The sequence below is a fragment of the Bartonella koehlerae C-29 genome (assembly GCF_000706625.1).
Lineage (GTDB): Bacteria > Pseudomonadota > Alphaproteobacteria > Rhizobiales > Rhizobiaceae > Bartonella > Bartonella koehlerae.
In genome coordinates this window covers 1,667,502-1,679,635 of the sequence record NZ_KL407334.1, presented here as the reverse complement: position 1 = coordinate 1,679,635, position 12,134 = coordinate 1,667,502, and the positions used below count along the sequence as shown (strand labels likewise).

3 protein-coding genes and 2 pseudogenes are annotated in these 12,134 nt (G+C 35.3%); 1 reads left to right on the top strand and 4 read right to left on the bottom strand.

Annotated elements, in window-relative coordinates; translation table 11 throughout:
• The first annotated feature begins 2,811 nt into the window (after positions 1 to 2,811).
• Entirely contained in the window at positions 2,812 to 3,255 is a 444-nt protein-coding gene (locus O9A_RS07040) for a hypothetical protein (RefSeq protein ID WP_034460029.1), read from the top strand.
• A gap of 1,734 nt (positions 3,256 to 4,989) precedes the next feature.
• Here O9A_RS07040 and O9A_RS07035 read toward each other — a convergent pair.
• The 4 genes and pseudogenes from O9A_RS07035 to O9A_RS07025 all read right to left on the bottom strand — a co-directional run.
• Positions 4,990 to 7,734: an autotransporter outer membrane beta-barrel domain-containing protein gene (locus O9A_RS07035; protein ID WP_034460027.1), complete on the bottom strand. Its 2,745-nt coding sequence runs from the start codon at positions 7,732 to 7,734 to the stop codon at positions 4,990 to 4,992.
• Positions 7,735 to 9,043: 1,309 nt separating this feature from the next.
• Positions 9,044 to 9,916 (bottom strand): annotated as a pseudogene (locus O9A_RS07030) (hypothetical protein); the annotation flags it as partial.
• A 515-nt stretch (positions 9,917 to 10,431) separates the two neighbouring features.
• Positions 10,432 to 10,668: pseudogene (locus O9A_RS08060) on the bottom strand (integrase); the annotation flags it as partial.
• A gap of 456 nt (positions 10,669 to 11,124) precedes the next feature.
• The coding region (locus O9A_RS07025; protein ID WP_034460025.1) for an autotransporter outer membrane beta-barrel domain-containing protein at positions 11,125 to 12,134 on the bottom strand (1,010 nt) is incomplete at its 5' end.

The following is a 12,134-nucleotide window of genomic DNA, read 5'->3' as shown; positions in this document are numbered from 1 at the left end:
TCTTTGTTCTATTGAAATGTGTAAGATTTTTTTGAGTATTTCTATCGGCATTGTTGTAAGCGCATGGGAAAGTATATCAAAACTCTCTTTGCTTTTCCGGTGATGTAAGAATGATGAGAGTGCAATCAGTAAATTGAAGAAATGTTGTTTTTGTTTTCTGGCAAGTTGCAATGATTACAGGCGTTACAAGTGCTTATAATGAAGATATTTGTGTTGTTTTATATCTTATTGTAAAATGGCTTTTGACAGAAAAGAAGCGATTAAAAAGCTTCTTGAACAGTGCAAAGGTGTCACAATTGCTGTTGAATTGTAAGAGCTTTTGATACAATGAGCAGCTGTACAGACGATGTTATAAACGCAAGTCACTCTCTTGATTCAATATGTTTACTTTGAAGCCGCAGAGCTTCGTTAAAGGGACGTATTTCAAGCGTCATACAGAGATTATGTGAAAAAATTCCAGAGTTAAAAGTATAAAATAAGAGAAGGATAGAATCGTGATTAAAGCCATTATCACAATATTCCTTTTTTGTGTACTAGACTTATCGTTACTGATTACGAAAAAACCTATAGTGCAGAAGAGTTTAAAAAAGATTGAAAATTATTCGATGAATGGGAAAAATGTGAAAAAGCAGAGTCATGCTATTTGTACAGTTATCACTTCAATTGAAAAATTGTCAGAACTTATTAACAACCGCTCGTGAACTTTTATTAGAAGAGATTGAATAAGGCATGAAAGAATAGGATTCAAACTTTTCTGAAATTGAAAAATAGCAAGAGAGCAGTGGTGTTATAAACAAAGATAAGTGCGACAATATTGTTTTTCTTTTTCAAGTGAGAGGTCATTTTGACTTGAACATGATATGGACTTCAATAAATTGGAAACTTCCTTTTTATTGTGGAGGTTTTCTCTTTTTTAGATGTAAGGAGTAGCTCTTATGAAAAAAAACAGATTTGCGCCTAAAAAAATATAAACAAGCTGCACGACTTCATATATCTCATTGAAAATCAACTGAGTTCAGGATTTTTTTTCTACTTTTAAAGAGAAAGAAAAAAATTATTCAAAACGGAATAATCATGATTCAAGGAAAAATAAGACATTAAGCTATATTGTTCAAAATGCATACAAAAAACAAAAATCAACACAAAAAGAGTTGGGAAACCTTTGGAATTGATACATGATTAACGGCTATCTTAAAATCCTCCATTGAGCTTACGGGAATCTACGGCATTTATTTGCGCAGGTTACAAAGAAACTAAGAGAGTATATCTACTGCATTTCTATTACGAGAGCTAAGACAACGACAAATGCATTGATGGTGATAATCAATGTTGAATAAAGCATAGCGGTTTTTATTATATCAGCCATAAGAACCTCTTTTTGTGCTTTGTGGTATCCATTTTTAATAACATATTATTACAGTTTGTAATATATGCTGATATAACATACTCGGCAAGCTTAAAATCTTTCTTTTAATTTTATAAGAAATAGAGAGATTTTCGAATTATGAAGCATGAAAAAAGGAAAAGTTTATTAGTCTTTCTTTGTTCTTTTTGAATGTGCCAGTCTTGCGTGGCAAAAAACTCTTTTCATTAAGCTTTCTGATTCATGTGACACCATAATCGAAGCAGCTAAAGCTGCTTTTTATGAAAGAGTGTGTAGCGAACATCTATTGTGGAGAGGAAAACACCCCAGATCACTCTCTAAGTTTTGCAAGTTATGCTTAATTAAGGAAGGATTTGAGGACGCTAAAATAGCTAGGATGTTTGTTTCAGAAGCAGCCAGTATTTTAAAAAGCAGAATAGTGTTTTGAGTTTCATAAGGTGTTCTTCCTCGAAGATAATATCCGATAAGATCACAAATACTCTTGCAAGAGAAAAGTAACAGGAGAGTTCGATCCTCAATATTAGAAATTAAGATGAGTTTCTCAGCAGAAGCTTTGTTTTTGCTGAGGGGATTATTGTTCCTATGATTTTGTCTGTATAGGAAGTAAAAAAAGTGCTCTCAAGAGTAAATTGTGCGTTATTTGGGGATATGTAAGAGAACTGTTTTGCAAACGACAGCATGAAAACGTTCCTATGAGATAGATTTGAGAATTTATGAATTGAAGAATTATCAGGAACTCTTGAAAGGATTAAAAAAATCCTATAGTATGATCCCTGCAAAGAAAAGCGAATGATAATTGAAAAAAGAAAATCTTGAGCTATTTAGCTGCTTTGGAGTGTCTTTTTTGAGGTTATCGTGTGGTTTATTCAGAGAGTGTTCTTCGTGTGTTCTGTGATCTGCAGGACAGAACATGTGAGAAGAGTGGGGCTTTCTGGAGTGTGCAAGCTGGTCTTGTATCATACCGAATAGTGTGCAGAGGGTGTGCCTAAGTGGTGTGCAGAGACAGATGCATAAGAAGCCAAAAGCTATGGAGGGTAAAATGCTGAATTTAAAGAATCTCAACCTTTTTATGCAACAAATTTTTGTTAAGCAGATCAGTCAACATATTATCGTTTTTTGTCCAAGATTGATAATTCATGATATCCGCAGCGTATTAGTTTGAGAATTTGTAGCGTTTTTAGAATTGGTATTACACCAATGGCGGTTTTGAAGCGAATATGAAATAAAAAAATATATTTCATATATAATAATTTGAATAGATATACGCTTTTAAGGACCGTTTTGCTGTTGATCCAATATTCGCACAATGAACTCACTCGAGTGTTTCAAAGCATTAACGCGAGTGTATCAGCATTTAAAGAAAGGCTGTTTAATCTTCCTCATTTGAGATCGAGACTGAACAACAATACTGTTGAAGGGGAAATAAAATGTCTATAGTGCAATATGGTGATGATAGTTTTGCATCAAAAGCAAAAGTCTTTAATAACGATCTTATTGATCGTGATTGGGCAATGACAAAATTTATAGCTGCTGTTAAAAGCTTGGCACAAGTGATCGATTATGAAAGCAACATGCTAGAAAGCAGTGGTGTTCCAGATTATGAAGAAATAAATTTATGTAAAACACGTGGTTTAAGTGATCTTAATAAATCTATGGCCGATATAAAACGCTACATGAATGAAGATATTGAAAACGAGGTCGAAAGTTTATTATCAGATTTACAGGAAAAATTACGTCGTAATAGTGAATTGCTTCAAATCCATTTGGGTGCAGTGAATGATCTTTCGTGTGCTATGCAAACAGCTGCTTGCACAAAAGCAATGGACGAAACAAGTGATCCAATTTTGCTCAATATTGGGCGTTCTAAGTGATTTATAAAATAAACACCTAGGGTTGCGGATTTGTTTTGCAGTCTTGGGTGCTCTTAGTCTTTGAGTATTTTTATCTCTTGTATGGTAATTTGTGCACTTTTGATTTTTACATTGTAAAAAGATCTGCTTCTTGAGAGAGTTTGCTTGTGGAAGGATGGTGTTGTGAGTCCTGTTTGGGTTATGGGATTGCTCTTTATGGTTTATTGAAAGGAATTTTCTTTGAAAGGAAGAGGAGGTTGCTAGGAAGAAAAAGAGGCTGCTACTTTGTTTCCCAGGAGGGAGATGGCTTTTTGTATCATATGGGGTGCACGTTTTTTTTTATAGGATGTTTTATACAGAATGTTGTTTTTTATGAGAGATATTACTGTATATTTGTGCATGATAGAGCAAATTTACAAGTAAACGATAGGGAAAATCGGTAGTGTATGGTATCCGTATCATTAATGATAGATATTTTTCGTTATTTTTAGAATCATACCCTTAAAAGTTTTGACGGTATTGAGTTATCTTTTGAAAGTAATTTTTATCTCGTGAAGAGATGTGTTTGGGATAGTCCCATGCAAGAGTCCTTGAGGAGATTTTTGTACTGTAAGGGTGCTACTTGCTTTCCTGACTACCCCACTAAGGTTTGCAAGTTGTGCTTAAGTAGGAAAGGACATCAGGGGGCTAAAATTAAGTAGAGTGTTAGTTTAGAAGAAGCAACCATGTAAGGAAAGCATAACGGTTACTGGTCTTTAATAAGAGAGCCTGTGCTAATTACAAACAGCATGTCACTACTTTGCTCGTTCACGTATTTATTTTAGAAAAACATCTTTCCTTTCTGCTAATCACATTTTATGAGGCTGATTGTTAGTGGTATAATGGATAATTCATTGAACGCTACCGTTTTGACATTTATGAGGATATAAGCTCGGCATTCTTTTTTCCAGCTCAAAATATTGTGATTATTTTTGCATTGCGACGGTTCGTAAAGGCATATTTATTTCCTATCTCAAAGGGTCTTTTTATTCACTCGTTATTTTCTCTTGTGACATGCAAGAAAATGATTTTTTGATGATTTTGAATCAAAAGGAGAAGAATGACAAAAACTTCCTATTTTTAAGAGGCTTATTTGGTATGCAAAATGATGAATTATCTTTATATGTTCATTGAAAAGTTCTCTTTTTAAAGGGAGCCATGCATGAGATGTTAATAAACAAGTTGTGCTTATGGTTTAAACAGCCATTCTTTAACATCAATAGAGTTTTATGAAAGCACCTGATACAAAATCATCATTTTGAATACATCAATATAATATTACTGTTTTTTTAAATTTTATAATATATTGATTTATAATGGATAATTTATAATTATGCACCTTGAACCAAAGAATTTACTACCATAAGATTTTCTCATTTCAAATCTCTTTATGTTAAAACAGTTAAAACTATCCCCTTGAATGTCACAAGTGGGGTGAGCGTGTAGATAAAAAAATCTTCAAGAAACGAGAAAAAATACTTTTCATGGGCTATCTCGAGGAAAGGGTTGCTGCAACATTGGAGAGAAATTCTCTTTGGTTACTCAATTTTTAGAAATACGTCTCGGTTTTTTTAAGATAGGTATTGATTATATTCCTTGCACTAGTGGGTTATTTTTTAGCATTTTTGTATCAAAATTTTTGTTGAGAAAAGGAGATCGGATAAACAAAAGGCAGCATGGTGTGCTGCCTTTTAACAAAATTATATATTGGTTTTTTTAAAAATGATAACGTATTCCGCCAGAAAAATTGGTTCCAGATATACCGGCTTTTTGGAGCTTATGTCGATAGCTAATATCACCATAGAGCACAATTTTTTGAGCGATGTGTACATTAACACCAACACCTCCTTCAATTGAGGAGCCGGTAGGATCAAGATAAAAGCTCTCACCAATTTGTATTGCCCCACCGTCTCCAAAAGTTCTAAGAACATTCAACTTTCCATAAAAGGACACAGCATTATCATTATCCTCCTCAGTGGTAGTGAGATCTCTTGTTAAACGTCCACCAATACGTACCAACCATTGATGTGGATTATCCATATCAATTTTCAAACCATCAGCATCTGAGAATACATCTAACATGAGGTTTTGATAAATAAATTGTGCTTGTGGCTCAAACATGAGCCCTTGAAGACCGGTTGTTAATTTCTGACCAATGGTAGCAGAAAGAGTTAATGTTTTAGTGCCATCTAATTTTGTAACAGTTCCAATAAGAGCCGTGGTCACATTCCCTTTTAGAACTCCGTAGGAAAGGAGCGCGTTCATGTATAGACCCATGTTATGTTGGATGCTGCTATAAGCGGTGAGCGACCATTTATCAAGTTTTGTCTTTTCAGAATCTTGCATATCCTTTGGCGTAAAAGAAAGTTTTCCGCATGTTCCTAAAAGACCAAAATGCGTGTTGATATTTTTACCTTCTAGAGCGTTCATGATAATCCCTAGTTGTACAGCATCATAGTTCATATCAGCTCCGTAGCCATAGTGCAGTGGATCACGATTGGAGGATAAGACGACTTTTTCATTATAGTAGGATAAGAAGATGCCATTCTTGTTATGATTTTCCGCTCCAAACATTGTTGTACGCATATTGTCTAACAGCATGTTTTGATTATTCACTTCAGAAAATCCAGCAGAAAATACTGCATTGGGCATAACCAAATAGTTTGCTACCTGAGGCAAAAGTGCTCTGACCTTCTTATCGCTATCCACATAGGCATTCTGCAACCGAAAATCCCAGAAATTTTGATCATTATTACCAAAGAGATTCTGTCTTGCATCGGATGTACCAGGTGCATAGGCCGTGAGCACATATTTATAAGGTGCCCCTCCCATTGTGAGATAGTCCTTCACTAACTTGAAGGAATTCTCATCAGCTTTTCCAGAAACTTGAATAAGCGAAATTCCGTGCGTTGCTGAAGGGGTAGAAGCTATCTGTTCTCTCCAAACAGAAGCGCTATTGGTTATTTTTTTACTACTTTCCAAGATGTTAACGTGAACGACTGTACTGCCTGATACATCACCATTAATTATAACCCTATCAGCTTTCTGTTCAAGCACTGGAGAACTGTTGCTCCACTCAGAGTTCAAATGGATCTCAGCGGTACCTGTGGCCTTATAAACTATTGGATTATTAGGAGTTTGGTATGCTTCCTGCAATTTAGATCCCACATACAAGGTTTGATAATATCCATCCGTTGACTTGCCAAACACAATGCTACTTTCCGTGAGGTTCAGTCCCGAAAGGTTAGAGTGTAATTTTTCATCAATATCATGTTTATGAGATGGATCTTTATCATTCCTCTCCGTTTTTCTAGGAGCTTTTAACAGCCATGTTGAGTTGTTGTTTAAATCAAGGAATGTTTTATTATCTTCTAGTGTCTTTACACTACCTTCTAAAATAGAATGATCTGCATTTAATGTAAGAGTATGCGCTGGAGCTTCAACATTTTTTTCATTTTTTGATAACATATCAGCACGGATCTCTGAATCTTTAAGGGTAACCTCGCTACTCGCGTATGTTCCATAAACACCGATACCAATACCGTTTTCAACGAGAATTTTTGTATTGGTGAGCATTACTTTATTACGCATGTCTTTTTCATGGTGAACATTCTCTTCTCTTCCAGCATTTTGTGCTTGTTGATTGCCAGAGAGATTGTGCATGCCTCGTAAAACGATACCATGTGTTCTGTCCTTGCCCGTAATATTTACGGTCGAATCCTTAAGGGTAATTGTACCGTTTGTGTTTAGCAAACCAACAGATGTTGCTGTTGTACTGATATTTGTTGCATCAATAATTCCACCCGTTAGTGCACTCAACCCAATAAAATTTGAATTAACTGTTCCGCCTATAATTTTTACTTTCGAAGTTGCTTCTTGTGCATGTACGGCAACATAACTATCGTGAATGTTAGCATTCTGCTTTATCACAGTTCTGCCGCCTTCAACCTCAATTTTCGTAGATTGTCCCTCGTCAACTTGTACTGAGTTTGCGGGTTGTATAGGTACTGGTGAATGAGAAGGGGATTCGCTGGTGGGATTTGTCGGAGAGGATTCTAAAGTTGGACGTTTTCTCGATTTACCGGTAGATTCTGTATTTGTTCTAGCAAGTTGAAGCTCCGATTCAGAGTTGGAAACTATACGAGTTTTATTTTTTTTCATTTTGAGCTTTTTAGGTTGAGCGGCCTTGAGTCTTCTGGATTTTGCAGGTTGTACAGGTATTGAGAGGGAAGTTTTAGGAGGAGACTGTTCAACCCCAGAGCGTTTTTTCTTCTTAGATTCAGGTATTTGAGATGCAGGTTCTCCAAGCTTCTCAGCTTTTAAATTATCATCCGTATTTTTTTTCGGTGAATAACTTACAGAAACAGCTTGTAAATCAATGCTCGTAAGGGCATAAGATAACCTTGGATAAGAGCAAAAGAGAACTCCAGAAATAGTGTAGAGTAAGAGGCTTTTTTTCATATGGGTATGTTCCTATACGCATTTCCCCTCTCATAAAGATAAAATTTTTAATTCATTACGTTATTTTTATAAAAACATAATGAAACATATAAGACGCTGTTTACATTTCAAGATATCAAGAAAAGTATTTTTATAAACGGTAACCCATTATCGCTGGTAAAGCTTATTTCCAAGACAGCATTTTTTAAAGTTTATATCGGTAAGATCACCATGAAACGCGATATTTTGCGATACATGCACATGAAGATTAAGGTTGTCTTTACTCGAAGATCTTTTGAAGTGGAAATCCTATAGAAACAAATTTAAAACTCTCACCAATTTGTATGAAACTATGATTAAAGTTTTGATAATATGCAGTTTAGCATAGAAGTAAATGGTATGGTTTTTCGTTTTATGTTAAACGCTAGCCAATTCCTCGTAAACCTTGAGAAAGATTGCTCATGTTAACTTTAAAGCCAGCGACATCTCGTAGAGTTTTAAATTGAAATGCTGATGATACAAGTTGTCCCTTTTGTTTAAAGGGTTAGTTCCGCAATAGGGTTTGCCAATTGCTAACCAATGGTGATTAAGGCTGCCAATATTTTTGTCTCATTGATTTTTGGGGATATTTTTGATGGGAGTTGTGATGGTGTTTTTCTTGAAAATTACGTTAGAGAGGAATAATTTGCGTACACGCCACTGTCATGCTGGTATTGCCAGATGTGCTGTGTGACAATTTCTTTAAGTGTACTCTTTTGAGAACTTTTTCTGTCTTTTGGGATAAAAACTCATTGTGCGTCTGTAGCAAAAGATCACAATCTTTAAGATTTTTCTCTTTTTATGTTCCTCATCGACGTCTGCTTGTAATGGAGTTGTGAATATTGGCATCAATGTATCTTGTAGTCAATGAAGACTGGAAGATAATATGATCCTATTTCCGTAAGTAGGAAATAAAAAAAAATCTCTTTCTTTTTTATGATCTTTGGGTTCAAACATTGTTATTTGCATATTGTTTAATACTCTATTTTGATTGTTTGCATTAGCAAATCCAATGGTTGAACAGCGCGTTTAGTATTATCAAGTAGGCTTATCACTTGTGGTGTAAGAGCTTGACGTTTATCTTATCATCAAGAGTGGTAGTGATAAAATCGAAATTTTTTTATCGTCTGTAAGTTTAGACGATTTCTTCTTATCAGACGGTAGTTTGGTCAGCATGATGTTTTATAATGTAAAATAAAGAATTGAAAATATTTTACATTATAAAAGAGAGTGGGTAGTTGTGGTAAGCTAATTCGATTTTTATAAAACAAAGAGGCAATTTTCTTAAGAAGCCTGCATCCATGGGTTTATCCTCATTAAACACGATCGAGCTATTATTAAGGTTTAATACTGAAACGACAGATTGTGCTCGTTGTTTAATATCAAGGAGTTTGTAATCAAATATACTAGAATCATCCTCTACTTCGAATAGACTAATCTTTAGGTACCACTTACTGTTATTATTCAGATTAAAAACCGTTGTATTTTGGGGTAATGTTTTTACTTTTCCTTCCATAATCGAATTATCGGCGGTTAATATAAAAGTAGCAGGTTCAGTATTGCCTGGTGCGGTTTTATTTTTTAATAACATATCAGAATGAATTTCTGAGTCTTTAAGTTGGACTTCATTACTAATAGCTTTTGAATAGTACGGTCCCACAATACCAACACCGTCTTTCACAAGAAGTTTTGTATTGCTAAGAATTGCCTTATTTACAACCTCTTCACCCTCTTTTATTCTGGAGCTTAGAATGTAATCAAAAATGATACCATAGGCTCCACCATGTTCTGTAACATGTATGATTGAATCTTGAACATTAATTATACCGTTTGTAAGTGACAAACCACGCTCTTTCGTCTTTCCTACAATTCCTTTTGCATTAAGGTATCCGCCTGCTACTCCAGCAAGCAAAGTGCCGTCTGAGTGCATTATTGAATTTGTAATAGTAATATGGCCTGTATTAGCGATCACTGCATTATATTTACCGCGGACAAAAACATTATTAAGGGTTATTTTTTCTCCATTAGCAGTACGAACCGTAGGAATCTCAGGGATTTCATGATGTAGTGCATTTGCATAAGTTGAACAGAAATGAGAAAAAATCAAAGTTCCAGCAATTGTACATAACAAAAAGTTTTTCTTATAAATGGATTTTTTACACATAAATATGCCTTTAGTATTGGTATGCCTTTGATGCTTACTTCATTCCCCTAATGGCGCAAGTACCGGGGCGGTTTTATATCATTATGTTTTTTGTGTAAAGAACAAAACAAAACATTGCATAGTACTTCTCTATCGTTTGAAAAGTTGCATCAGAAAAGCTCCTAAAAGGATCATGCAAACCAGTGCACATGGATTGCAGAAAAATGCGCTTGTTAAGTTTTTGTTTAGTCAACGCTATGGAACAGGATATTTTGAAAGATTATTTCTTGAGCAAATCTTGTTGTTATGAAAATTTCTAGAGAGTTTGAGGAGAAGATAGTTATGCATTTTAAAAAAGCTTTCAGTAGCTTTTCTTGTACAGAGAAGAATAAATAATTCATGATGTTTTATAATGTAAAATAAAGAATTGAAAATATTTTACATTATAAAAGAGAGTGGGTAGTTGTGGTAAGCTAATTCGATTTTTATAAAACAAAGAGGCAATTTTCTTAAGAATTCTGCATCCATGGGTTTATCCTCCCTCCACGAAGCACAGAACGCCATTGTGTTGCATATTTACGCGCTTGTTTTAAAGCCTCATCTCTTCATGCTTGCAAGCCACTTTTACGTCGACGTCCTTGAAGGGTATAGTGTAAAAGCCATTGAGTACCACCCTCTTTGCACTTATGAAGATGCAAGTTTGCACCCTCATTTTCTTTACTAGCTCCCAATGTTGCTACAGTCTTTGCATTGAGACGGTTTATAAAGGGCATTTTACTCCTTTCTTGAGAAGTTTTTACTCACAAGCCAACCTCGCTTATGACGTGCAAAGGAATGATTTTGATTAATTGACTATGAGAGGATTTGAAATGAGAGAATTATACGATATTATGGACGTCCATTTAGCATGCAAAATGATGAATTATTCTTGTAAACCAATACGGTGCATTAATTTGAAGATGAATTACTTTGTTACATTTGGTTTGAGAGAAATGAACTTTTTCAAAACCATTTGTTTCAAGAAAAAGTCTACAGCAGTGTAAATCAATAACTCTTTATAAATGACGTAGTGTGGGTATAAACAAAAAAACAGTCATTTAACGGGATTTTTTTTATGACAGAGTGTCAAAAGTTAAAAGGCAGCATAATATGCTGCCTTTTTATGAAAGTGAACGGAATAAAACAACGTTTGTTTTTATAATCTTATGTTAAACTTTCATGATTTTACATTAAAATTGATAGCGTATTCCACCAGAGAAGTTTATTCCAGATACACCTGCTTTTTGGAGTTTGTGTTGATAATTAATATCGGCCTGAAGGGCAAAATTTTGAGAGAGTTGTGCATTCATACCAAGCCCTCCTTCAATAGAAGCTCCTATAGTATCAAGATGGAAAGTATCCCCAATCTGTACAGTGTTCTTGTCACTAAAAGTTTTCATAAAGTTCAGCTTACCGTAGAAAGCAGTGGCATAGCCTTTTTCATCAAGAAGTGTCGTTTTTGTTAAACGCCCACCAACACGCAGCAACCATTGTTGAGGATTGCCTATATTCACGTTAAAGCCATCAATATCTGAGATGGTGCCAAACATGAGACGTTGATAAACAAGTTGTGCTTGTGGTTCAAAGACCAATCCTTTCGTATCGGTTGCTAATTTATGTCCGATGGTAGCTGATGCACTTACAGTATGAGAACTATCCAATGTTGCAGTGTTCCCAATGAGGGCTGTGGTGATATTTCCGTTGAGAGCTCCGTAAGAGAAGAGCGCATGAACATACATGCCATCGTTATGCTGGACGTTTCCATATGCAGCAAGTGACCATTTGTCCAGTGTACTCTTGTCAGCACCTGCCATCCCCTTTGGGGTGAAAGCAAGTTTTCCGTATATTCCCAAAAGACCAAAATGTGTGGTGCTATTTTGGCCTTCTAATGCTGTTAATGTAACGCCTGCTGACACTGCAGTATACTGAATATCAGCACCATAGCCATAGTGTAGTGGACTGCGGTTAGAAGATAATGTGATTTTGTTGCCATAGGAGGATAAGAAAATCCCACTCCTTTTATGAACCTCTTTATTATCCTGTCCTTCAAAAAGTGTTGCCCGCATATTCTCTAACAGTATATTCTGATTGTTTAAATCAGCCAATCCAGTGGAGAATAAAGCGTTAGGCATGACCAAATAACTGGCTACTTGTGGTACAAGAGCTCGGATCTTCCCTTCAGCATCAAGAGAAGCAGTTT

Bases quoted from the DNA above. Each gene is read 5' to 3' on its own strand.
- O9A_RS07040 (WP_034460029.1), top strand. From the start codon at position 2,812: ATGTCTATAGTGCAATATGGTGATGATAGTTTTGCATCAAAAGCAAAA.
- O9A_RS07035 (WP_034460027.1), bottom strand. From the start codon at position 7,734: ATGAAAAAAAGCCTCTTACTCTACACTATTTCTGGAGTTCTCTTTTGC.